The organism is Pseudoflavonifractor sp. HNCC25GI2, from assembly GCF_058136395.1.
Map to the genome: position 1 here is coordinate 407,330 of NZ_JBYUOW010000001.1, position 23,962 is coordinate 431,291.

General features: G+C 59.4%; 22 protein-coding genes. 1 reads left to right on the forward strand and 21 read right to left on the reverse strand.

Annotation, left to right across the window (positions count from 1 at the left end; translation table 11 throughout):
- Window positions 1–25: 25 nt before the first annotated feature.
- A complete protein-coding gene (locus AC3YUO_RS01950) occupies window positions 26–3,118 on the reverse strand; it encodes a bifunctional diguanylate cyclase/phosphodiesterase (RefSeq protein ID WP_489961353.1) in 3,093 nt (1,030 codons plus the stop codon).
- A 156-nt stretch (window positions 3,119–3,274) separates the two neighbouring features.
- Between AC3YUO_RS01950 and AC3YUO_RS01955 the strand changes: the two genes are divergently transcribed.
- Window positions 3,275–3,673, forward strand: coding sequence for a bacteriohemerythrin (locus AC3YUO_RS01955; protein ID WP_489961354.1), 399 nt, complete (start codon window positions 3,275–3,277; stop codon window positions 3,671–3,673).
- A 99-nt stretch (window positions 3,674–3,772) separates the two neighbouring features.
- Here the strand turns inward: AC3YUO_RS01955 and AC3YUO_RS01960 are convergent, their stop codons facing one another.
- The 20 genes from AC3YUO_RS01960 to AC3YUO_RS02055 all read right to left on the reverse strand — a co-directional run bounded on the left by AC3YUO_RS01960 (window position 3,773) and on the right by AC3YUO_RS02055 (window position 23,901).
- On the reverse strand, window positions 3,773–8,023 hold the full coding sequence (locus AC3YUO_RS01960) for an EAL domain-containing protein (RefSeq protein WP_489961355.1): 4,251 nt from the start codon (window positions 8,021–8,023) through the stop codon (window positions 3,773–3,775).
- A gap of 135 nt (window positions 8,024–8,158) precedes the next feature.
- On the reverse strand, window positions 8,159–9,451 hold the full coding sequence (locus AC3YUO_RS01965) for an EAL and HDOD domain-containing protein (RefSeq protein ID WP_489961356.1): 1,293 nt from the start codon (window positions 9,449–9,451) through the stop codon (window positions 8,159–8,161).
- On the reverse strand, window positions 9,448–10,392 hold the full coding sequence (locus AC3YUO_RS01970; RefSeq protein WP_489961357.1) for a chemotaxis protein: 945 nt from the start codon (window positions 10,390–10,392) through the stop codon (window positions 9,448–9,450). Before AC3YUO_RS01970 ends, AC3YUO_RS01965 begins: the two co-directional genes overlap by 4 nt.
- Before the next feature lie 30 nt (window positions 10,393–10,422).
- Window positions 10,423–10,905, reverse strand: a complete 483-nt coding sequence (locus AC3YUO_RS01975) for a chemotaxis protein CheD (RefSeq protein WP_489961358.1) — start codon at window positions 10,903–10,905, stop codon at window positions 10,423–10,425.
- The gene (locus tag AC3YUO_RS01980) at window positions 10,898–11,518 is read right to left on the reverse strand and encodes a chemotaxis protein CheC (RefSeq protein WP_489961359.1); all 621 of its coding nucleotides are present in this window, start codon (window positions 11,516–11,518) and stop codon (window positions 10,898–10,900) included. The genes AC3YUO_RS01975 and AC3YUO_RS01980 overlap by 8 nt, the downstream gene beginning before the upstream one ends.
- A gap of 14 nt (window positions 11,519–11,532) precedes the next feature.
- Entirely contained in the window at window positions 11,533–12,264 is a 732-nt protein-coding gene (locus tag AC3YUO_RS01985) for a flagellar hook-basal body protein (RefSeq protein ID WP_489961360.1), read from the reverse strand.
- 20 nt (window positions 12,265–12,284) lie between these two features.
- Window positions 12,285–13,040, reverse strand: a complete 756-nt coding sequence (locus AC3YUO_RS01990; RefSeq protein ID WP_489961361.1) for a flagellar hook-basal body protein — start codon at window positions 13,038–13,040, stop codon at window positions 12,285–12,287.
- Window positions 13,041–13,066: 26 nt separating this feature from the next.
- On the reverse strand, window positions 13,067–13,891 hold the full coding sequence (locus AC3YUO_RS01995; protein ID WP_489961362.1) for a sigma-70 family RNA polymerase sigma factor: 825 nt from the start codon (window positions 13,889–13,891) through the stop codon (window positions 13,067–13,069).
- A gap of 21 nt (window positions 13,892–13,912) precedes the next feature.
- Window positions 13,913–16,003: a flagellar biosynthesis protein FlhA gene (gene flhA, locus AC3YUO_RS02000; RefSeq protein WP_489961363.1), complete on the reverse strand. Its 2,091-nt coding sequence runs from the start codon at window positions 16,001–16,003 to the stop codon at window positions 13,913–13,915.
- 24 nt (window positions 16,004–16,027) lie between these two features.
- Window positions 16,028–17,092 carry a flagellar biosynthesis protein FlhB gene (gene flhB, locus AC3YUO_RS02005; RefSeq protein WP_489961364.1) on the reverse strand — a complete coding sequence of 355 codons (1,065 nt, stop codon included), beginning with the start codon at window positions 17,090–17,092 and terminating at the stop codon, window positions 16,028–16,030.
- A gap of 21 nt (window positions 17,093–17,113) precedes the next feature.
- Window positions 17,114–17,884: a flagellar biosynthetic protein FliR gene (locus tag AC3YUO_RS02010; RefSeq protein WP_489961365.1), complete on the reverse strand. Its 771-nt coding sequence runs from the start codon at window positions 17,882–17,884 to the stop codon at window positions 17,114–17,116.
- 13 nt (window positions 17,885–17,897) lie between these two features.
- Window positions 17,898–18,143, reverse strand: a complete 246-nt coding sequence (locus AC3YUO_RS02015) for a flagellar biosynthetic protein FliQ (RefSeq protein WP_489961366.1) — start codon at window positions 18,141–18,143, stop codon at window positions 17,898–17,900.
- 19 nt (window positions 18,144–18,162) lie between these two features.
- Complete coding sequence (gene fliP, locus AC3YUO_RS02020; RefSeq protein WP_489961367.1) at window positions 18,163–18,822, reverse strand: flagellar type III secretion system pore protein FliP; 660 nt, start codon at window positions 18,820–18,822, stop codon at window positions 18,163–18,165.
- A 12-nt stretch (window positions 18,823–18,834) separates the two neighbouring features.
- Window positions 18,835–19,191, reverse strand: a complete 357-nt coding sequence (fliO, locus tag AC3YUO_RS02025; RefSeq protein ID WP_489961368.1) for a flagellar biosynthetic protein FliO — start codon at window positions 19,189–19,191, stop codon at window positions 18,835–18,837.
- Window positions 19,192–19,202: 11 nt separating this feature from the next.
- On the reverse strand, window positions 19,203–19,568 hold the full coding sequence (locus AC3YUO_RS02030; protein ID WP_489961369.1) for a response regulator: 366 nt from the start codon (window positions 19,566–19,568) through the stop codon (window positions 19,203–19,205).
- A 60-nt stretch (window positions 19,569–19,628) separates the two neighbouring features.
- Window positions 19,629–20,885, reverse strand: a complete 1,257-nt coding sequence (gene fliN, locus AC3YUO_RS02035) for a flagellar motor switch protein FliN (protein WP_489961370.1) — start codon at window positions 20,883–20,885, stop codon at window positions 19,629–19,631.
- Window positions 20,886–20,890: 5 nt separating this feature from the next.
- Window positions 20,891–21,901 carry a flagellar motor switch protein FliM gene (locus AC3YUO_RS02040; protein WP_489961371.1) on the reverse strand — a complete coding sequence of 337 codons (1,011 nt, stop codon included), beginning with the start codon at window positions 21,899–21,901 and terminating at the stop codon, window positions 20,891–20,893.
- A gap of 2 nt (window positions 21,902–21,903) precedes the next feature.
- Window positions 21,904–22,728: an OmpA/MotB family protein gene (locus AC3YUO_RS02045; RefSeq protein WP_489961372.1), complete on the reverse strand. Its 825-nt coding sequence runs from the start codon at window positions 22,726–22,728 to the stop codon at window positions 21,904–21,906.
- Window positions 22,729–22,761: 33 nt separating this feature from the next.
- Window positions 22,762–23,634: a motility protein A gene (locus tag AC3YUO_RS02050; RefSeq protein ID WP_489961373.1), complete on the reverse strand. Its 873-nt coding sequence runs from the start codon at window positions 23,632–23,634 to the stop codon at window positions 22,762–22,764.
- Between the two features lie 51 nt (window positions 23,635–23,685).
- A complete protein-coding gene (locus tag AC3YUO_RS02055) occupies window positions 23,686–23,901 on the reverse strand; it encodes a flagellar FlbD family protein (protein ID WP_489961374.1) in 216 nt (71 codons plus the stop codon).
- Between the last annotated feature and the right edge of the window lie 61 nt (window positions 23,902–23,962).

The window sequence follows — 23,962 nt, forward strand, 5'->3', positions numbered from 1 at the left end:
ATCGTATCAACGTTTGCGTCCATGGTCACGTTGGTTCATGGGGCTGCACAGAAGTCCCGCCGGGACAGGCTGCGGCAAGACGGTACATGTCTTCGATTTCCATAGGCTTATAGTAGTAATAGCCCTGAATCATGTCACATCCACACTCCCGAATCAGCGCATTCTGCACCTCGGTCTCCACCCCCTCCATGCACACCTTCTTTCCAAACCGGTGGCAGGCGTAGACAATACTGGAAATAAAATTCATCTTATCTGCCGACTCCATCATCTCCGCCAGCAGAGACCGATCCAGTTTAATCATGCTGGATGGATACTGAAGGAGCATACGCAGAGAGGAATATCCGCTTCCGAAGTCATCCAGAGCAATCTCAATGCCCATAGACTTGCAGGCCTCTACAAAAGACAGCAGGTTTTCCGGCTGCTCATCCATACAGCTCTCTGTCATCTCTGCAATCAAATGAATGTTGTCCGGGTGGTACTTTTCCATGGTACTTTTCATGAACTCGGCAAACTGTCCATCAGACAGCTGCTGCAGGCTCACGTTAAAGGTGAGGTAGAAGTTTGGGTTATGTGCCGCCAGACGCATACAGCTGCACACTGTCTGCTCAAACACCCACCGACCCACCAGCTGAATCAGGTTTTCCTTCTCCAGCATGGGAATGAAAACAGCGGGCGAAATATCCTTTCCCTCAAACGTCCACCGAAGCAGCGCCTCGCCCCCGACAACCTCACCGTTCTTCGCAGACACTACGGGCTGGATCACCATCCGGAAATGCTCCATGTCCCGCAGCACATCCCGGCTCAGCGCCAGCGCCATATTGGACATCTCCTTGATTTTCTCAATATTGGTCGCCGAATCATCCACGTAGAGCTGCTTGGGGTCGTGCTTGGCCACCTTGATAAGCGAGACCATATCCTCCAGGAAATCCGCCGGAGAGCGCCGGGCGTGGGGATATTCCATCAGGGCAAAGGAGCAGGGATGATGAACCGAAAGGCCCAATGTACGGTATTCCCCTTCGATCACATCCCGAATCTGTCCCACCAGCTCTTCCCTGCTCTCCCGGCAGGTGATGTCCACCACCGCCATGCAGCGCATTCCCTCCAGCCGATAAAACGACATCTTCCCGGACAGCTTGTTCATCAGCTCATCGGCAATGTTCTGGACCAGATGGTCGCTGTATGTACGCCCTCTGGTGCTGTTGAGCTCGGCGATGCTGTTCAGACTGAAGCCGATGTTCAGACAGCTCTGTCCATTTTTGCGCAGCTCATCCATCCGGCTGAACACCGCCGATTCCCGGGGGAAATTGGTCACCGGATCCACCACAAAATTGTCATCCTGATGGGTCACGCGTCCGGAGTAAAACAGCGGTTTGCTCTTATCCTCATTCCACTTCAGGATGCCATAGCTTCGAATCCAGATATTTTTCCCGCTGGCGTTCCGCACCTGATAGCGCAGATCCCGCACCGTACGTTTCTCCTGCAGCATATCCTGCATTTCCTGCCAGTACATGTCCCGGAATTTGGGTGTGCTGATACGACGCGCCCATTCCTTCAGCAGGCCTGGAACCACATTGCTGCGGAACCCGAACTCATCCCGCATATTGTCCGAAATGTAAAAGAGGTCCTTCTGCATATCTCCAAAGTAGAAATAGCCCACGGAATTCTGCTGGGATATGGACTGAAACAGCAGATCAATATCGTGATACGTGGTGGACAGGAAGTGGTCAAACAGGCTGTCTTTCACCGCAAGCCCATTGCCCTCCCGCTCCCCGGATCGGCTCCGGCGGTCAATTCCCGGGCGCTGGTAGTTGGCCGCATAGTACTCCCGCTTATCCTGGTACATGACCTTATCTGCCTGGGAAATCAGCGTCTCCAGCGAGAAGGGCGCCTGGTCCGACCAGGCATAGCCCACCGCCATATGGTGCTCATCCTGCTGAATACGGGTGTAGAGCGCCTGCACATTTTTCTGAAACACCGTTTCGGGACAATCGCGGAACACCGCTACGAATTCGTCGCCCCCCGTGCGGTAAATCCACGGGGTCTCCAGGCTCTCCCGCAAAAGGCTGCAGCAGTGCTGGATCAGGCGATCCCCCGCGCTGTGGCCCTGGGAATCGTTGGTCCGCTTCAACCCGGTGATGTCGCAATAAATGACTCCCACGCTGGTCAGCGCCAGCGGCTTAGCCCCATGCTCAAACATGGCGTTTCGGTTAAAGGCCCCGGTAAGCGGGTCGTGGAAGCTCAGCGCGTTCAGCCGCCTCAGCAGATCCCGCTGGCGCAGCAGAGCGGCCACAAAATACCCGATCACATTCAAAATCGGCGTGAGCAGAGCCATCATATCCCGGTTGGGGTTGTCCGCCCCGATAAAGCCCACCACTCTGCCCTCAAAGCTCACCGGCCCTGCCGCAAGGGACGACACATTTTGAGGCTTCAGGATGGCATAGGCCACCGGATACTTTGTGCGGATCTCCTCCAGGTCCTGAATCAACACCACCTGATTTTCCGAAAAGAGCCGCATCCACCAATCGATGCTGGACAAAGGCACCTTCTGCAGAATCTCCCGCTGAGCCGTTACGCCCTCTCTGCACCACTCATAGGTATTGTCCGTCTGGCTGTCTGCGTCCAGTTCGAAAATGTAGACCCGGTCGCACAAAAAGGTTTCTCCCAGGTAGGCTAAAATCAGATCCAGTGCCTTGTCCGGGTCCATGGTGGAAAAAATCCGCTGCAGACATTCATTCAATATGGTTTCGCTGCGGGCGTAGTAGTAGGTCGAGCTGCTGACCACCTCCGCATCTACATCAATGGCAATCTCAATCCGGCACGGCCGCCCTCCGTAGGAAATCAGACTGTCCTTGATCAAATATCGCTTGCCCAAAACAGGATTCTTATGGGTCCACGAGACAAATTTACCCTTTTTCAGTGCGCTGTTGGTACAGAAGATACAGGGCATATTGCCGCCTTGAAGCACCTCATAGCACTTCTTTCCCACATACTCCTCGTGCCGTTTATAGCCCAGCGACTGCCGCAGGCAGCGATTCATGTATTGCAGTTCATGGGTCTCCAGATCCGAGATATAGACCATTTCATCCAACTCTTCGAAAAAATCCAGAAAGAATTCCATGCCTCATTTCCCTCTTCTCGTTTTCTTGCGGTTGGAACTTCCCACACACAACATTTATTTTAAAAAGAATTATTATTATTTTCCCGTTCCGGTCGATATAAAAAGAGAGACCGTAATCCCACCCCCGAGGGTGGGGCAAGAAAGGAGTCAACACCAATGAAATACGAGTTAACCCCCGACCTGCTGACCGGCAGTCAACAAATCGACATGCAGCACCGCCAGCTTTTTGAAGCGGTCAACCGTCTGATGGATGCCTGTTCCATGGGGAAAGGCCGGGACCAGATCCAATCCACCATCACCTTTTTAAGCGACTATGTCGTCAAGCACTTCCGGGATGAGGAGCGCCTGCAGACTCAGAGCGGCTACCCCGGCTACGCCGGCCACAAACGGTTCCACGACGAATACCAGCGTCAGCTGTCCCTCACCGCCCAGGAGCTGCTTCAGGAGGGCCCCACCGTACGTGCACTGGGCGACCTGAACCGTGCAGTGGCCACTCTGATCACCCACATCCGCACGGAGGATAAGCGCATGGCCCGTTTCCTGCAGGAGCAATAAGAGCACACCCGCACATCCTCTTTCATACCGTGACAAGGCCTCGGAGAAGCCATATCTGCGCTTCTCCGAGGCCTTGTTGTCTGCAGCCCGGTCAGGTGCCTATTCCTGTCCCTCGTCCGCGTAGGTATAGTGGCATTTTCCGCTCTGTTTACTTTTATACAGCGCCATATCCGCCCGGAGAACACTCTCACGATAGGAGTAGCCCTCTCGCCGCACTTCGGCAATTCCCGCGCTGCATGTGATGGACACCTTGGGATACATGCTCAAAGCCGTATAGAGTTCCTCCATGCGCTGATTGAGGATGTCCCGGTTGACGGTCCCCTTCAGGAACACCAAAAATTCATCGCCGCCCAGGCGCCCCACCAAATCCTGATCCCGGAAGGTGGTTTTCAGCAGCTTTGTGACATACCGCAGGGCGGAGTCGCCCTCCAGATGTCCCAGTTGGTCGTTAACCTCCTTGAAGTTGTCAATATCCAGCAGAATCAGAATCCCGTTTCCCGGCTCAGAGGGGTCCTCAATATATTCCTGAAGCGCGGTCTCAAAGGCCTTCCGGTTATAGATGCCGGTCAGCGGGTCCCGGTTCGCCGCTTCCTGCTGGGCCCGCTCCTTTCGCACCTGGGCATCAATGTCCTTGAGATAGAGCAGCGCATAGACATTGTCCGTAAACTGCTCCCGGAAGCTATGGGCCACCAGCTCCACCCAGCGCCACTGGCCGTCGATCTTCCGCTGATAACGGAACCGCTGGATAGGCTTGGCAGACGAGAGCACCTCTCTCCAGGTGTTCATCTGGCCCAGCAATTCCATGTCTCGGCCGGGACGCACATTGTCCTCCGCCTGGACACGCATAAACTCCAGCAGGCTTCCCGGCCCTTTGCCGTACTTCTGCTCGTAATCGGCCCACAGGCCTCCGGCCGCCTTCAGCTGGCCGCTCTCCAAATCAGCTTCCGCATACGCGATTGTCTCACTCAGGCTGGCCTGATAGAAGTCCCGGATCCGCATATTCTCCAGCTGGAGAACCCGCTCCTGATCCGCCCGGTCCAGCAGCACCAGCATGGTATCCCGGTCCTGCACGTTTTTCCCCAGGTGGTGGGTACGCAGCTTAAACCACTCATAGCCTCCCGCCTTGGTCCGCAGCAGCAGCTCCTCTCCGTCCACGTCCTCAGTCTGCTGGACGTCCTGGAACAGCTGGGCAAAGCGCTTGGCAAAGTGGGGATGCACCATCTCCCCCTCCAGCCAGCAGGCGGGGAAGTTGTCCTCATGCACGGCCTCTCCGGCCAGCAGGGAGCGGCTGGTGTGGAAGTAGATGCTCCCTTTGCGCTCGTTGAACTCAAAAACCTCGCCCGCCGGCGTATCGGGCAGGAACTGGGGACGATCCACCTCGGAAATAATCCGGTGGTAGCCCTCCAGACAGATCATTCCTCCCTTGTCCGCCGTACGGATTCCAATACAGCGCACCATGACCTCGCCCTTGCTGGGGTGCTGCCAGGGGTATTCCAGCTGCACCACCCGGCCGGTCCGGATCATGCTCTCCACCGTAAGGTTCACATACTGATAGTAGCCATCGTGGATTCGGCTGTACCAGTGGTCGTAGCACTCCTTGGGCGGCACGGGCCGCTCCAGGCCCAGCACCCGGCGCATGGTCTCGTCGGCAAACAGCTCACGGCGGTCGTTTTTGGGATCGATGCGCATAAACCACAGTCCCAAGTCCGTTTCCTTCAGAACATCCTGATAGTGCAGACTCAGCAGCTCACCCAGCCGCTCCTCTGTCTCGTTCTTCTTGAACCGGTTCACCACAAACAGGCACAGCATCCGGATAAGCTGGTCATCCGTGGTGCAGTGCCGGGGGTTATCCACCCCCAAAAAGCCTACCAGCGTGCCCTCCCGGCAGATGGGGGCTGCAATCAGGCGGCGAATCCCCTGCTGGCGCAGGGTCCGCCACTCGTCCGGTTCACTCTCCCGCAGCTTATCCACGTCGGGGATGATAACGGAGGCGTTCGCTTTCAGCAGCCCGACCCAGCGTTTCAGGCGCTTGGGGGCCACCTTCTGCAGATTGGCCCGCTCAGAGCTGACCCCCTTCCGGCACCACTCGTAGGTATTGCTCCACAGCTCCCCGTTCCCCGGCTCCGGCTCAAAGACATAGGCCCGGTCGGACTGGTAGAATTCTCCCACCGCTTCCAGCATCTGCCGGGTGGCCTGCTCCATATCCGGCTCCTCCACCAGCGTCTTGGCGCAGGAGAGCACATTTTCCGCAAAGTCCAGCTTTTCCCGCACCGCCTGGCTGACCACTTCCCGCTCGGTAATGTCCACCGCCAGCTCCAGCCGGGCCAGCTTGCCGTGCCAAGGAATCAGCTTGTCCTTCAATATGAAATGGCGTTTCAGGACCTGGTTATCCCGCTCCCAGATGTGGAAGCTGCCCTTTTTCAGGCAGTCGTTGGTGCAGAATTCGCAGGGGTCATCTCTGCCCTGAAGTACTTTGTAGCACTTGCGTCCCTTGTAGTCATGGACTCCCGTCATCTGACGCCCCGCCGGGTTGAGGTAGTAGAGCTCGTAGGTCACCAGATCGCTGACATACACGACCTCATCCAGCGCCTCCACAATGCTCTCCAGCGTGTCGGTGGTGGGGCACATGTCTCTGGGCAGCTGCTCCTTGCTCCACTTCAGGCGGGAAAGCTCCTTCTTCAGCGCGGCATAGCCCTCGTGCTCGGGGGTGTTGGAGCGGATATAGGTGTCCAGGAAGGCCTGCGCGGTGAGGGGACGGCTGAGCAGGAAGCCCTGGAGCAGGTCCGGCCCCAGCTCCTCCAGCGCCGCCAGCTCGTCCCGGGTCTCCACGCCCTCGCAGCACACCCGGATCTGGGCGTTCCGCGCCAGCTCCACCATGTTGTTCAAAAGCCGGTAATTATAGGCGCTGTGCTGGATGCCGCTGACAAAGCAGCGGTCAATCTTAATCTCATCAATGTCCAGGTTCTTCAGATAGCCCAGACTGGAATACCCCGTTCCAAAATCATCCACGGAGATCTCGATTCCCGCCTGCTTCCACTGGTAGAACAGCCGGTTGAAATAGGGGTAGTCCTGCAGCTGCATGCTCTCGGTGACCTCCAGGGTCAGCGCATTCCCCGGCAGCCCGCTTTTTTCCAAAAGCTCCAGCACCTGGGTGGAGATCTCTTTCTGGCTGAGCTGGACGTAAGACATATTGACGCTGATGTGCAGCTCCGTCAGCGTCTCGCGCCATACCTTGCACTGCTCCAGCGCCGTCTCCAGCACCCACAGGCCAACCGGGCAAATCATCCCGGTCTGTTCCAGAACCGGGATAAACTCCAGCGGGCTTACATCTCCACGGGTGGGCGAGTGGTAGCGCAGCAGGGCCTCCGCGCCAAACACCTCATAGCTTCTGGACCGGATCTGGGGCTGATAGCACAGGGAAAATCCGGAGAAGTTGTCCTGAATGCTCCGGTGCAGTTCCTCCTGCAGCTCCACGGTGGACAGCTTTTCCTCGTAGTCCTTCTGGGAAAAGAAGGCCAGGTTGTTTTTCCCCAGCCGCTTGGCCTTGTCCAGCGTGTCCTCGGCGTACTGGTAGAGGACGCCCTCATCCACATTGGGGTGTCCGTGATAGGACACCACTCCCGCGGAGAGCGTGCAGAATTCCGCCATCCGGTTCTGGAGCTCCTGGTAGATCTTCTCCACTTCCCCCGGCTCGGCAACAGGCAGGTTCACGGCAAAGCAGTCCCCGTTTACCCGGTAGATCCGGAGTCCGGCGCCCACCAGCTCCTCCAGTGTGTCGGCAATCCGACAGAGGATCTGGCTTCCGTACTCCCGGCCGTGGCGCAGGTTGATGTGCTTGAGGTTATCCACACCGATGAGCATCAGATAGCAGGGGATTTCCGCCTTGAAAATCCGCTCCATGTCCTCGCCCAGCTTTTCCGCGTTGAAGGCTCCGGTCAGGTGATCCACCTTCCGCTCCAGCACCGTGTCCGACACACGGCCCACAAGGGCCACCGGCTTGCCCTGCGCGTCCATCTGGCACTGGCCCCGGCAGTGGACCCAGACCCGGTTTCCCTCCCGGTCCACCAGCCGGTACTCCCGGCTGTACCGGGACACCTCGCCCCGCCGCACCTGGTCCAGCTCCCGCTGCAGCTTGGGCCGATCCTTTTCGTAGACGATGCTGTACCAGCTCTCCAGCGTACAGCTTCCGTCCTCGTCCTGCTGGATGGGGTAACGCCGGCTCATGCTGCCTGCCAGAAACAGCCGTTCATTCTCCAGCTCCCACAAAAACAGGTAGTCGTCACCGGTCTCCCCCAGGATGTTCAGCACTTCCAGTTGGGCGCGCATTCTATCTTCCTTTCCTGGCTTCAAGGGCAACCCCTCCTTTTTGTCTCTCCGTGGTTCTGTTTCAGTCGGCAGACGGCCGTCCATCCAGGCAGAACGGCAGTGCCAATACGCCGCGGAGGTACACTCAGATGCTGCGCCCTCCGCGGCGGTTCATAACGGTTATGATTGTTCCAGAGCCGGTTCCCCGCCATTTTCCAGTTTGGCGGCGGAGGCCTGGGTGATTTCGTTCCAGATGCGGTTTACATCCTCCATGCAGCTGAAATACAGACTGGTGAGCAGATTGGTCTGAATGCCCAGCTCGCCCGCCAGGCGGTCAATCTGCGCCCAGTCCGCCCGCTCATAGCTCAGTGCCAGGTCATAGAGCATCCCGGCGCGTCCGCTGTGGTGGAGCAGAGCGTCCTTGATCTCACGGCACAAGGGGATCTGCTGAAGAATTTCCTCCAGAGGCGCGTCAATGAGGTAGTTGAGGGTGGAGAACATGCCCATGAGATAGGCGTCCGACTTGCTGAGGGGGACGTTCTTGGCATAATTCACCAGGCTGCTGCAGAAGTTGGCCCGCATGAGGGACAGCCGCAGGAATTCCTCTGCGCCCTCGTCCATCTGGTTCTCGGCGTTGCTGGCGCTGAGCAGGTAGACCCACTGCTTGAGTTCGTTGAGGCCGATGGTCATAATGGCCTGACGCACATTGGTCACCTTGCTCCGCAGGGAAAAATACCGGGAATTGGCAATGCGCAGAAGGCCGTAGGTCAAGGTGGCATCCACTGAGATGATGCGCTCAATCTCTTCCACATCGGGCTCATCCTGAATGACCGCCACCATCAGCCGGAAGAAGTTGCTCTGCATATAGCCGCTGTTGTGGGTCTTCTGGGTCATCTTTTCCGCCACCAGAGTGCCCTCCATGGCGTCCACCTGGAGCTTCAGCGCCCGCTGGTACAGCTCCTCCCGGTCCACCCCCACCGCGATGCACTGCTTGTTCATGCTGTGGGCAATCTCGATGATGTTTTTCAGGGTCAGCTCCTGCATGGTCTGGAAGTTCAGCTTGATGTAATCGATGCTGTCCAGCATGGCCAGATAGCGGGGGGCAAACTGAAACTCGTTGACCGCAATCTTATACCCCTCCTTAGCGTACTGCTGAATCATGTGCATGGCAAGAGGGTGAATGATCACACTGTCATCAATTTGAATGACCAGCTCATTTTTGTCAAACAGGCGGGGCGACTTTTTCATGAGCAGCGTGGTGGTGAAGGTCATGAAGTTCAGCGTCCCCCGCAGCAGCTTGTCCGTATTGAGGGTAAGAAAATTGTAGATGGTGTCCGCCGCGGCAAAATCGTTGGCCGCCGCGCTGTCTCCGCCGCCGAAGGCGCTGTTCTCTCCGTAGTACTGAATCTCGTAGCCGATGATGTGATTGTCCCGGTCCTTAATGGGCAGGCGCACAATGTATTTGCTGCTCATAAGCCCTTCCCCCCTGTCTGCTTATTCTGGCTGCGGCCCAGCAGCTCATCCAGCACGCCGATGAGATGTCCAATCTCCGGCTTGCTCAGCTGCTCGTCCGCGCCCACTTCCCGGCCCTTGCGGCGCATCTCCTCGGTGATGAGGGAGGAGAAAATAACCACCGGAATCTGCTGGTACTCCCGGCTGCTCTTGATGAGCTTGGTGAGCCGGTGGCCGTCCATCTGGGGCATCTCCAGGTCGGTGATAATAATGGCCACCTGACTGGACAGATTTTCCGGCGGGCAGGCCTTCAGAGCCTCCCACAGCTCGGCCCCGTTGGGGAACATGCGCAGGTTGGTGTAGCCCGCCCGCTCCAGCGAGTCCCGAATCATCCGGGACAGGAGGATGGAGTCCTCCGCCACCCACACGGGGCTGGCGTTGCGCTCCCGCTTGCCCATGGCCTCCACCTCGCTGATCTGAATGCTGGTCTCCGGGGCAATCTCCGCCACAATCCGCTCGAAGTCCAGAATACTTACCAGGTCCTCGCCGCACTGGGCAATGCCGGTGGCCACACCGTCCTCCCCGCCGGAGATGGTGCTGTCCGGCTTCTGGATGTCCTTCCAGGAGATGCGGCTGATGCCCACCACGCTGTCCACCCGGAAGGCGATGTGCATCTGGTTGAAGTTGGTTACGATGAACAGGTCCTTCTCCTTGTGGGGGTGCTCCTGTCCGGTGAGATACTTGGGCAGGTCCACCACGGTGATAACCATGTCCCTGGGCTTGAAAATCCCCTCTACCGCCCGGTGTGTGTGCGGCATGGGCTTGACCGGCGCGGACATCATGATCTCTCGCACCTTCGCCACATTGATCCCATAGAGGTTCTGATCAATGGTAAATTCCATAATTTCAATCTCGTTGGTTCCCGTCTCCAACAAGATGCCGTTCTTTCCTTCATCTGCCATGCCGTTCCCCACTTTCTCCGTTTTCGGTTTCTAAAAGATGATCTCCGGCTTGCCATAGCTGCGGACGCAGGCCTGGCCCGACGCCGCATCAAACAGCAGCGTCCGGGCCACCGAGCCCCCTACGTCCTCCCGCAGCAGCCGGATGCCCTCCCGCCGGAGGACCATGTGTGTACTCTCAATATTGCGCTGGCCGATGTTGCCCAGATTGCCCCCGCCGGCCACGTCAAACATGCGGGCACCCCCCGCAATCTTGGCCACAATGCGGGAGCGGGCCGCTCCCTGTGCTTCCATCTGCCGCAGCGTCTCGCAGATGCCGGTGTCCGCGTATTTCAAAGGCGATTTCCGCCCGGTCTCCATATTCAGCGGCAGCATGATATGCACCAGCGCCGCCAGCCGGATCAGCGGATCGTAAAGACAGATTCCTATGCAGGAGCCCAGCGCATAGGTGATGAGCATGCCGTCCTGCCGGGCCATCTTCATATCTGCAATTCCAACCACCAGCTTATTATTCATCCAAAACACCCAGCTTCTTCAACAAAAAATTCAGCGACCGGATGTCCGGAGACAAAAGGAGCCGGCAGGGCACCACCTTTCCTCCGCAGATGAAGTTGGCGCCGATGGTCATGATGTAGTCCGACTGCCCGCCGAACTCCGCCATGGGCACCGTCAGAATGGCGCCCTGCATATCCACGGCAAAGGCTGGGACGGTGAGCCGGGTGGTAATCTCCGCCAGGCTGGACAGGGCGTTGATGAAGGTGGAAATCATGATGTTGCCCACCTCCACTAGGGCGGAGCGGTCCAGCTCATCCAGCTGCTCATAGCTCTCCACCGTCCGGCCCATCATGCGCTCCAGCACCAGATTGACAAAGTCCAGCTGCTGCACGGAGAGCATAATGCCGTTGAGCTCGCCGGACATGTGGACCAGCACCCCGGCCGTAATGACCTCCGGGCCGCCGATCCAGTCAATTGCTTCATTATACCCCATAATTCGCACTTCGGGTATATCAATTCGCACTTCACATCCCAGCATGCTGGATAATGCGGTGGCTGCGTTCCCCGTGCCGATGCTTCCAATCTCCCGGATGGTGTCCAGCTCCAGGCCGTTCAGGTCCTCATAGTTCTTCATTCCCCTCACCCCGCTTATCCGTTGGTCAGGCCGATGACGGTGCTCTCCACCTCATCGGCGGTCTGCACCATCTTCAGTGCGTAGCTGTAAGAGCGCTGGGCCTCAATGACCTGGGTGAGCTCGGTGGCCAGGTCGGCGTTAGATTCCTCCAGCATGCCCTGGCAGACCTTGGAGCTGCTCATCCACACCATACCGTTCTTTTCATTCATGAGAAAGCGGCTGCTGCCCGCCCGCTCCAGGCCGTCCTGATACTGAATCTCAAAGACGCCCACGGGCAGCTCAGCGTCCGGGTCGCTCACCGGGATGGGATAGCCGTCCTGTCCCAGCACCTGCCGTCCCTCCCCGTCGGAGAGGTAGTACTGAGTCATTGTCCCCTGCTCCGGGTCGTTCTCCTGAAAGGCCGCCAGGGTAAAGGCCCCGTCCCGGGTGAAGGAGACCTCCCCGGTGCCCGGATCGTACAGGGCAAAGTAGCCGCTGCCCGCGATGGCGTAGTCCAGGTTCCGGTCGGTCTCCCGCAGAGAGCCGGAGTCCGGATTGGTGGCCGTCCCAGACAGGTACGAGCCGCTGCCCCGGGGCAGCTGGGCGCCGTCGATGCCGTCCAGCATCCCGTACATGAGGGACTGGAAGGCGGGCACCTGTGCCTTGTAGCCGTTTGTATTCACGTTGGAAATGTTGTTGGCCTGCACGTCCATACGCCGCATCTGCTGCTGGGCACCGACCACTCCGCTGTAAAATCCCTGAAGCATTGTTTCTGCCCCTTTCCCGCTTAAATCTGACCCAGCTCGCCGGTGGCCTTGGTCAGCAGTGCATCATACAGTTTGAGCACCTGGGCCCCGCTCTGCAGGGAGCGCTGGGCGGTGAGCATGCGGCTCATCTCCTGGAGCATGTCCACGTTGGACTCCTCCACATGCTTCCACATGACCTGGGGCTGGGCCTGGAGCTGGGCCTGCTGGCCGTTTGACACAAACAGTCCGCTCTCCCCCTTGGCCAGCTGGGCGTTGTCCGCGAAGGTATAGACTCCAATCTGACCCTGATAGGTCCCGTCCGCGGTGTAGATCCGCCCCGCGCTGTCCGCCTCAATCTGGTCGGTGGCCAGGGTGATGGGCTGGCCGTCCGTCCCCAGCACCAGGCCCTGGCCGGCCAGGCACAGCCGCCCCTCCCCATCCAGGGAGAAGCTGCCCGAGCGGGTGTACTCCACTCCGTTGTCCGTCTGGACGGCAAAGAAGCCATCCCCCTGGATGGCAAAGTCCAGCGTCAGCCCCGTCTCCTTCAGCGCGCCCTGCTCATAGTTGACGTACAGCTGGTCGGGGGCCAGGATATAGCTCTCCTGGCCGATGACAGCAGCGCCGCTCTTGTCCTTGTTGCCTACCCGGCTGATGAGCACCTCCTGAAAGGTCCGGTCGGTATAAGTCTCCGCTTTGTAGCCGGCTGTGCTCAGGTTGGTCATGTTGTTGCCCACCACATCCAGCCGCCGGCCCTGGGACAAAATTCCCGAGGTCAGCTGGTAAAATCCCTTGGTCATGCTCTGTTCCCTCTTTCCTGGCGCGGTTACGCCTGCATATACTGCTTCATGTAGACCCGGAGGCGCTGCAGCGCCCGGCTGTGAATCTGGGAGACCCGGGCCGCGCTGACGCCCAGCACCTGGGCAATCTCCTTCATGTTCAGTTCCTTTTCATAGTAGAGCGACAGCACCATCTGCTCATTCTCCCGCAGGGAGGCGATGCCCTCCTTCAGCACCTGGTGGAGCTCCTTGTCCTGGAATTGCTCCTCGGTGGGGTCGTTCATCTCTCCCTGGGCCATCAGCTTCTCCGTAGCGCTTCCGCAGCTGTCCAGCACCGCCTCAAAGGACACCAGACTGGACACCGCCGTCTCAGAGAGCAGGGCGTCGTACTGCTCCCGGGTGAGGCCCATGTATTGGGCCACCTCGTCGCTCTCCGGCGCCCGCCCCAGCTGGGCGGACAGCTCGTCCACCGCCCGGTTGAGCCGCACGGACTTCTGGCGCACCTGGCGGGGCAGCCAGTCCTGCCGCCGGGCCAGGTCCACAATCATGCCCCGCAGGCGGGTGGAGACATAGGTCTCAAACTTCACGTTCTTGTCCGGGTCAAACTTGTCCACCGCATTGAGCAGCACCAGAAGCCCCTCCTGGATGATGTCATCCAGCTGGGCAAAGCTGCTGTAAAGGCCGCTGGCCTGGAGGGCGATGCGGCGCACCAGCTGGCTATAGCGCAGCACCAGCGTCCACTTCAGCTCCTGGTCCCCCGTCCGGCGGTAGAGCTGCAGCAGCGTCCGGTCATCCAGCTTCTCCGCCTCTTCCCGCGAGACGGGAGCCAAACCCTCGTCCCACAGCGCCGCGGCCGTATTGGTCTGTTCCATGGTTCTCCCGCCTCCTTTCCGTTACCCCTGCTGGGCCGCCTGGGGCTGCAGGGTGATGTTGCCGATGGCCTGAATCTGAATGTTGCTGGTGATCTCGTGGAAGGACAGCACGTACACGTCGGGATAGAACTGCCCGATGAGCCGGCTGAGGTAGACCCGGATGACCTGGCTGGTGAGCACCACAGGGGTCTGGGACAGCTCCTGGAACTTCTTGCGCAGCTCTCCCAGCTGGGCCATGATCTGCTGCATGATATCCGGGCTGAGGGCCAGGTAGACCCCCTGTTCGTTCTTGGTGAGAGCGGAGAGAATCTTCTTCTCCACCTCGGCGTCCAGGGTCACCACCCGCAGCTGGCCGTTTTCGCAGAAGCGGCGGGTGATGGTGCGGCTGAGCCGGGCACGAACCTGCTCGGTAATGGCGTCGATGTCCCGGCCGGGGCCCACATCCACGATGGCCTCCAGAATCAGTCCCAGGTCCCGGATGGGGATGCCCTCTTTCAGGAGGTTGCGGAGAATTTTCTCCAGATTGGCGTAGGTCACCACATTGGGGATGGCGTCGGCCACCAGGTCCGGATCCGTCTTCTTCAGGTGCTCCACCAGCTGCATGACCTCGGTGCGGCCCAGCAGCTCGTAGGAGTGCTTTTTGATGGTCTCGGACAGGTGGGTCAGCATTACCGTCAGCGGGGTAATGACGGTATAGCCGTAAATTTCCGCCATCTCCTTGTTCTCCGGCAGAATCCACCGGGAGGGGATGCCGTAGGCCGGCTCGATGGCCTCGATGCCGTCGATCTGGCCGGAGGGATTGGGGGGCTCCAGCGCCAGGTAGTAGTCCACCAGCACCTCGCCCCGGGCCACTTCCTCGCCCCGGATGCGGATGATGTACTGGTTGGTTCCCAGGGCCGCCCCGTCGTGGAGGCGGATGGAGGGGATGACAAAGCCCATGTCTTGGGCGTACTGGCGGCGGAAGATGACGATGCGGTTGATGAGCTTGCCGCCGCTGTTCTCGTCCACCAGGGGAATGAGGCTGTAGCCGAACTCCATCTCAATGGGCTCCACCGTCAGCAGGGAGTAGACATTGTTGATGTCCTTGAAGTACTCCGCCTCCCCGCCGGCGGTCTCGGGAGGCGGCTGCTGCTCGCTCTGGGCCTCCTCCTGAGCCGTCATGCGCTTGTTCTGCTCCATTTCCCGCTCGCCCACAATGCCGCCCGCCGTCAGGCAGCCGCCCACCAGCAGCAGGGGCAGGGTGGGCGTGCCGGGAAACAGCCCCAGCAGGAGAAGAATGACGCCGGTGGACAAAATGGCACGGGGCTGGGCCTTGAACTGGCTGATGACGTCGGTGTTCAGGCTGCCGTCGGACACCGAGCGGGTGACAATCATACCCGTGGCGGTGGAGATCATCAGGGCGGGCAGCTGGGAGACCAGGCCATCACCGATGGTGGCGATGGAGTAGACGTTCAGCACGGTGGCCAGGTCGCTTCCGCCCTGAACAATGCCGATGATGAGGCCGGCCACAAAGTTGATGACGGTGATGATAAGCGACATGATGGCGTCGCCCTTGACAATCTTGGTGGCACCGTCCATGGCCCCGTAGAAGTCGGCCTCCTTCTGGATCTTGTACCGGCGCTGCCGGGCCTCCTTCTCGTCGATCAGGCCGGAGTTCAAATCGGCATCAATGGCCATCTGCTTGCCGGGCATGGCGTCCAGCGTGAAGCGGGCAGCCACCTCGGACACTCGCTCAGCGCCCTTGGTGATGACGATGAACTGCACCAGCACGATGATCAGAAAGATCAGAATGCCGATGACCAGGTTGCCCTGGGTAATCAGGTTGCCGAATGCCTTGATCACCACACCGGCCTGACCGCCGTCCCGAAGAATCAGCCGGGTGGAGGACACATTCAGTCCCAGACGGAACAGGGTGGTCACCAGCAGCAGAGAGGGGAAAATGGAAAACTCCAGCGGTTCCGAGATGCTCATGGTGATCATCAGAATCATGATGGACAGGGAGATGTTCAGCACAATCATGACGTCCAGCACAGGAGCAGTCAGCGGAATCACCAGGAACAAGACGATGACCACCACCATCAGCGATATGGCATTGTCAAAAATCCGTTTCATAGCTTCCTTGCTTCTCGCTTTCTCTTAGCTTCCGGACTGGTTCATCTGGTAGAGATAGACCAGTACCTCGGCCACGGGGCCGTAGAGCTCGGGCGGGATTTCCTGATCCAGCTCGGCGGAGGCGTAGAGGGCCCGGGCCAGCGGGACGTTCTCCACCACGGCCACGCCGCTCTCCTCCGCCTTCTGCACAATGCGCAGGGCCACCTGGTCCTGCCCCTTGGCCAGCACCACCGGTGCCCGGTCCTGCTCCGCCTTATAGCGCAGGGCCACCGCGAAGTGGGTGGGGTTTCGGATGACCACGTCCGCCTGCGGCACCTTCTGCATCATGCGGGACTGGGCCATCTTCCGCTGCATCTCCTTGATTTTCCCCTTGACCTGGGGGTCGCCCTCCATCTGCTTGTACTCTTCCTTGATCTCCTGCTTGGACATGCGGATTTGCCGCTCGTAGTCCCACCACTGGTAGAAAATATCCGCCGCGGCCAGCACCACGTAGGCCACTGCAATCTGCATGGACATCTGAAAGGCCAAATCCAGCAGGTGGTCGCAGGCGGCGCCCAGGTCGGTGAAGAGATACTTGGAAAACACATCCGCCACGCCCACCAGGAAGTGGAAGATGAGATACAGCAGAATCAAAATTTTCAAAAGGCCCTTCAGCGCCTCCACCAGGCTGTGCAGGGAGATGAGCCGCTTGATGCCCTGGATGGGGCTGAGACGGCTGAACTTGGGCCGCAGGGATTCTCCGGAAATCAGCATTCCGGTCTGGAAAAAGGTGGCCGCAATGCCCGCCACCACCGTGACGGCCAGCAGCGGGCCCACCGCGCGGACAAACATCCACAAAAACTGCACCAGCAGGTTGCTCAGGTCCCCCGCCGTGGGCTGGGTCTGCTGCGTCTGGGCCATGGAGATGCACTGGCGCAGAAAGGTCTGAAGGGTGGACGCCGCGCCTTTTGCCGTTAAAAACAGGGTTGCCAGTCCCGCCAGCAGCACCGCCACCGAGACGGCGTCATTGCTGAAGAAGATATTGCCCTTCTTCCGTTCGTCCCGCCGCCGTTTCGGGGTTGCCTTTTCGGTTTTCTGACTGTCCGCCACCCGGACTCACCTCCTGCCGGACTAGCCCGGCGCGGCGATGATGGTCAGCATCTGGCTCATCGCCTCCAGCATATCCGCCTCCACCCCCAGCAGAAACTCGCTGATGGGCGACAGGAACAAAAACAGCAGCACCAGGCCGATGATGACCTTCAGCTCAATGTTGATGACAAAGGCGTTGATTTGGGGAATGGCCTTCATGAGGATGCCCATGCCCAGCTCCCCCAGCAGCTCGGCCGCCAGAATGGGGAAGGCCAGCTTGATGGCCAGCACCATGCAGGAGAGGAACACCTCCGCCACCCCCGAGGCCACCGCCTGGCCCAGCGCCGCCTCCCCGAAGGGGACCACCTGGTCCGAGGCAAGAAAGATCCGCAGCATAGTGTAGTGGCCGTTTTCCGTGAAAAAGAGCAGCACCATAAGCACATTGAGGAGGGAGGCGGTCACCGTCATGTTCACCTGGCTGCTGGAGTCGTAGACCTGGGCCATGGTGAGGCCCATCTGGGCGTCAATCACCTCGCCGCCCACCTGGATGACCATAAAGAACAGCTGCATGACAAAGCCCAGTACAAAGCCCACACCCAGCTCCAGCACCAGATGCAGTCCAAACTCCAGCACGCTCCCCGGCGGTGTGGGGACCTGCCCCACTGTACTGAGGACGAAGACGGAAAACACCATCACGATGCCCGCCCGGACCAGACCGGGCAGGCTGTTGCGCCCCAGAATGGGGTTGAACAGCACAAAGCCGGTCACCCGCATAAAAATCAGCGTGAACAGATACAACTGTGCCCAATCCATCGTCATCCCGCCCTCACATCAGCGAAAACAGGTAACGGGTATAGTCCTGGAGCACCTCCAGCATCCAGCCGCCCCCCACCAACAGAATCAGCACCACCACGATGAGCTTGAGAATGAAGGAGAGGGACTGCTCATGGATCTGCGTCACAGCCTGAAAGATGGCCACCAGAATGCCCACCAGCATACTCAGCAGCAGCATGGGCGCGCCGATTTTCAGCGCCACACCCACGCCCTCCCGCAGAATATCCACAGCCTCCATGTTCAAACCTCCCGTTTCTCTAATTGAAGCCCTGCACCAGGGTGGAAAACAGCAGCTGCCAGCCATCCAGGGTAATAAACAGCAGCAGCTTGAAGGGCATGGAGATCATGGACGGCGGGAGCATAATCATGCCCATGGACATCAGCGCCGAAGACACCACCACATCAATGAGCAGGAAGGGGATATACAGGTAAAAGCCAATGAGGAAGGCCCGCTTCAGCTCCGTGGTCATGAAGGACGGCACCAGAATCCGCATGGGCAGGTTTTCCGCCTCCTGGCCCTCGGGGATGTCCACCCCCGCCATGCCGCAGAACAGGTCCAGCGCGCTCTGCTCGGTGTTGCGGGCCATGAACTCCTTCAGGGGAATTTCCGCCCGCTGGAAGAACTCCTCCTGGGTAATTTCCTCCGCCACATAGGGCTCGTAGGCGGTGGTCTGAATCTCGTTGACCACCGGGGACATGGTAAACAGCGTGAGAAACAGCGCCATGCCCACCAGCACCATGTTGGGCGGATTCTGCTGCAGGCCCATGGCCGAACGCAGAAAGGAGAAGGAGATGATGTACCGGGTAAAGGAGGTCATCATCACCACCATGGACGGCAGCAGGGTCAGCATGGTGGTCATAAACAGGATTTGGAGGGTTTGAACGTTCTCTCCGTTTACATTGATCCACGCATCCACATGCTCACCTCCCTATTTTTTCCGCTGCTCCAGCACCCGGCGCAGCGCCAGGGCGAAGCTGTCCGGAGCCGAGGCAGGAGCGGCAGGCTCCTGGCTGAGCCAGGGCTCCGCCTCCTCCTGGGCCAGCTCCCGCAGCACCGTCACGCCTCCGGGCGTAACGGCCAGAAAATAAAGCCGCTCCCCCATACGGACCAGAAGCAGCTTCTGCTCCTTGCCCAGAGGGACCTGCTCCAGCACCTCGATGCGTCTGCTCCGCGCCAGGCCTCCGCCTGCCATCCGGCCCACCACATGCCGTGTGAACCAATAGGCCAGCACCAGCACCAGCGCGGTGACCACCAGGGCCCAGAGCAGTGAAATGATTTCCTTCATCTCACATCACATCAGGGCGCACCCACAATGGTGCTGACGGTCTTCAAAAGCCGGTCGCTCTTGAAGGGCTTGACAATAAAGTCCTTGATGCCGGCCTGCACGGCCTCCACGACCATGGCCTCCTGGCCCATGGCCGAGCACATGACCACATTGGCGTTGCTGTCCTTGGCACGGATGGCCTTCAGCGCCTCCAGGCCGTCCATGTTGGGCATGGTGATGTCCATGAGCACCAGGTCGGGCTTGATTTCAAAGTACTTCTCCACCGCGTCCTGGCCGTCCACGGCCTCATAGATGTCGGTGTACCCCTCCTTGGTCAGCGTGTCCCGGATTACCTTTCGCATGAAGGCTGCGTCGTCTACAATCAGAATCTTAGCCATGATGTTCACCCTTTACTGTTTTTATTGTGCGCCCGGCCGGACCGGCGGTCCGTTGGGGCGTCAGGTCAATTTCAAAAGCTCGCTGGGCTTGAGTACCTCTGTGATGCGCACGCCGAAGTTGTCGTCGATGACCACCACGTCGCCCCGGGCCACGCACAGGCCGTTGACAAACAGGTCCACCTGGTCTCCGGCCAGCTTGTCCAGCACCACCAGAGACCCCTTGGAGAAGGAGAGGATATCCTCCACCTTCCGCCGGGTCCGGCCAATCTCCACGGAGATTTCCAGCGGGACGGACATGATAAGCTCCAGGTTGTCCGCCTGCTCCTTGCCAATCCGGTCCTCCACGTCCAGGGTGGGCAGCGGCAGGGGCGCGGCGTTGATGCGCTTGGGCTCGGGGGCCTGCCAGGCCGGCGCGGCCTGTACGGGGGCCTGCTGCACGGGGGCCGGCTGGACCGAAGCCTGAGGCGCGGCCGGCTGCTGCACCGGGGCCTGGGGGGCGGGAGGCGGAGTCTGCTGCTCCTGGGGCTGGTCAATGAGGCGATTGAGCATCTGCTCAATTTCCTCCTGGCTCATCACCGGGCCGGGCCCGCTCTGGGCCGCGGAGGGTGCGGCCGGCTGGGGCGCACTCTGGGGCTGCGGCTGGGGGGCGGGAGCCGGCTGAGGCTCAGCCTTGGCCGGGGCCGCCTTGGCGGCGCTGTCCTCCTCGGAGGACACACTGCCGAAGTTCATCTCGAAGCCCGCCAGCAGCTCCCGGGCCAGGTCCACCGACATCACATTGACAAATTCGCTCTTCAGGATATCCTCAATGCTCAGCATGAACCGGACCACCACCAGGGTGTCGCCCTCGGCGGCAAAGTGCTCCTTTTTGAACTTGTCCATGTCATCCAGCGCGAAGGACTGGGGGGTGGAGATGTTCACCGGGTGTCCAAGGAAATCGGACAGAGCGGTGGAGGCCGCGCCCATCATCTGGTTCATGACCTCGCACACGGCGCTGACGGTCAGGTCATTGAGCTCAAACTCCTCCTCCGGCGTCTCGCTGCCCATGAGGATGTCCACGATCACCTTGACGTCGCTCTTCTTCAGCAGCATGATGTTGCTGCCCTCCAGGCCCGAGACATAGCGGATCTCCACGCCGATGGCCGGCTCCAAATCCCCGATGCTGAAATCGTCCACCGAAACCACATCCACCGAGGGGGTGGTGATGTCCACCCGGTGGTCCAGCATGTTGGATACCGCGGTTGCCGAGGACCCCAGGCTGATGTTCATAATTTCGCCGATGGCGTCCAGCTCCATCGGGTTGAAAATGTTCTGCGCCATGTTCCTCACTTCTCCTCTCTTGTCTGGGCGTGATAGGTGTCACAAATCTTGACGGCCATACTGCCGCCCTGGGTGCCCAGCTTACCGCTGAACCAGGGCTGCCCGCCGATATAAAGGTTGACCGGCTCCTGGGTGGGGTGGCCCAGGTCGATTACGTCTCCCACGTTCAAATAGTAGATGTCCTGCAGCGTCAGCTGGGTGCGTCCCAGCTCTGCCGTGATCTCCAGCTGGGAGTCCCGCAGGATATCCATAATCTCCTGGGAGTTGTTCTCCCCGGTTCCCCGGCCCACCTGGTTCATGGCCGCAATCTTGGCAAAGATGTTGGTCAGCATCATGCCCGGCAGGCAGATGCTCATGCGCCCGGCGGCGTTGGGGAATTTGATGCTGATGCCGATGATGACCACCGTCTCATCCAGGCCGATGAGCTGCACCAGCGTGGGGTTTGCCTCCACCCGGCGGAAGGCGAAATTCAGGTCGATGTAGTTCTCCCAGCTCCCCCCCAGGATGTCGATGAGATCCTTGACAATGCTCTCATAGAGCTTCAGCTCCAGAGGGGTAAAGGTGTATCCGGCGGGGGCGGAGGCCGCGCCCTCTCCCTCGCCGCCCATCAGACGGTCCATCATGTTCAGCGCCAGCCCCGTGCTCAGGTGAATGAGCACCGGACTCTCCTCGCTCTCCCGCACCCCCTGCACGTTCACATCCGCCAGGGTGAGCACGTCGCCGTCGGACAGGGCGTTGGCAAATTCGTAGTAGCGTTGCTCCTCCACCGACTCCACCGCAATTTCGCTGGTGGTATGCAGCAGGCCGTTGAGGCGGGAGTTGATGATCCGGGTGTAATTTTCAAAGATGCCGCTGATCATTTTCAGCCGGTCTTTGGTAAACTTCCGGGGGCTGTAAAAATCGTATTTCCGGTACTTCTTCTCGCCGTCCTGGTCCGACCGGTTCAAATCCATCTCGCCGCTGCGCGCCGCACTGAGCAGCGCGTCAATCTGGCTTTGCGACAATACTTCCGCCATGACTATCCCTCCTGGCCGGACCCGGTCTGGCTCTGCCCGCCGGATGTCCCGGCGGCATCCGCCGCGCCCGAGGTTCCGCCTTCACCGGAACGCATGGTGTAATACTGGGCAATGTCGTCTCCGATGTCGTTTTCCACATTCAGTCCTGTGACCAGCAGCTCCACCCGCCGGTTCTGGGCACGGCCCTCCGAGGTGCCGTTGTCCGCGATGGGCCGCCACTGGCCGTAGCCCACGCTTACCAGCCGGGCCGGGTCCACAATATTTTTCTGCTGCAGATAGACGGTGACCACTGCGGCCCGGTTGGTGGCCAGGAAGCGGTCCACCGCCGGGTCATTGGGCGAGTCGGCCACCTCCTGAGCGGTGTGGCCCAGCACCCGGATTTCATCAATGGACTGGCTCACCTGGGCGATGGACTGGGCCACCTGGTCCAGCACCACCTTGCCGTCATCCCGGAGGACGTAGCTGTCGCCGTCAAAAAACACCGTGTTGTCAAAGGAGACAAACACATAGCCGCTGCCCTTGGTGATGCTGATCTGCGTGGTCAGGTTTTCCTCCTCCACGTAGTCCTTCATGGTCTCATAGAGCTCCTCGATGTCCGCGTCCACCTGCTCCTGGGTCAGCTGGTCGGTGGCCTCATGTCCGCCTGCGCCGCTCACCTGCTGGGTCACCGCGTTGGGATTGAACGACTCCACCAGGGCAATCCACTTTTCCTTATCCATGGTGGACATGGAATAGAGCATGACAAAAAAGCACAGCAGCAAGGTCACCATGTCTCCATATGTATCCATCCAGTTGGCTCCGCCGCTGCCGCTGCGTCTCTTCTTCATGGCCAAACCTCCTTTCCACTGTGATCAGATGTCTCACGCCTTGCCTTTTTTCCGGCCTTTTTTCTCCTTGGGCGCCTCGCCGCCCTCCCCTGCGCTGTCCCGCTGCTTCTGATTGACAAAGGTCAGCAGCCGCTCCCGGAGGAACTTGGGGTTCTCGCCGGACTGGATGGCCATAATGCCCTCCACAATAATCTGCCGGCAGAGGATCTCCTCCTCGTCCCGGGCCGTCAGGTTGGCGGCAATGGGGTTAAAAATCACGTGGGCCAGGAAGGAGCCGTAAAAGGTCGTAATCAGAGCCACCGACATGTTGGGGCCCAGGGACTCCATGTCCGCTCCGTCCAGCCCCTTCAGCATGTTGATAAGGCCAATCAGCGTACCAATCATACCGAAGGCGGGCGCCGCGTTGGAGCCCCGCTCATACATGGCCACCACCTCCTGGTGGCGGGCTGAGGTCTGCTCAATGTCGTTTTCCAGGATGCTCCGCACCCGATCCGGGTCATTGGCGTCCACAATGAGCATGATGGCTTGCTTGAAGAAGGGGTCAGCCTGATCGTTGGCCTTCTCCTCCAGGGCCAGCAGGCCGTTTTTCCGGGCAATCTGAGCCAGCTCCACCAGCTGCTCCACATACACGTTGGGGTCAAAGGCCTGGGCCCGAAGCATAATCTTGATGTGCTTGGGGAAGGACTTGGCCAGCTTGGGGTAGCAGGCAATGACCACCGCCAGCGTGCCGCCCACCACAATCAATACACTGGACAGATCAAAGAAGTTAATCAGATTCAGCGGTTCAAAGGTGACCTCGACCAGCTGTTTCGTGGCGTCACCAATGTTGAATTGAATGCCGACAATGATACCGAATATGGTAAAAGCAATGGCCAATATAAGACCAATCAAATACACAACGTTCATACCGTCGATCCCTTCTGTCTATATCCCGCGTTCCGCGGGGCAAACGCCCGGTCAGCGCCGGTCAATCACGGAAACTTCCCGGTGAATGTCCTGGACCTTGGCGTTATAATCGGCAATTTTTTGAATAATTTCATCCACGGTGTCCCGCACCAGATAGTAGTCGTGATTCATCATCACAATTTTGCACTCCGGAATCAGCTCGATGCACTCGATCTGATTGTGGTTAATGAGGAATTTCTCCTTGTTCATCTTCTGCAATTCAATCACAAAAACCGCCCTCTTTTCCCTCGTCCCGCCGCCTGAGGCAGGTTCCTCAGGCGGCGGAACT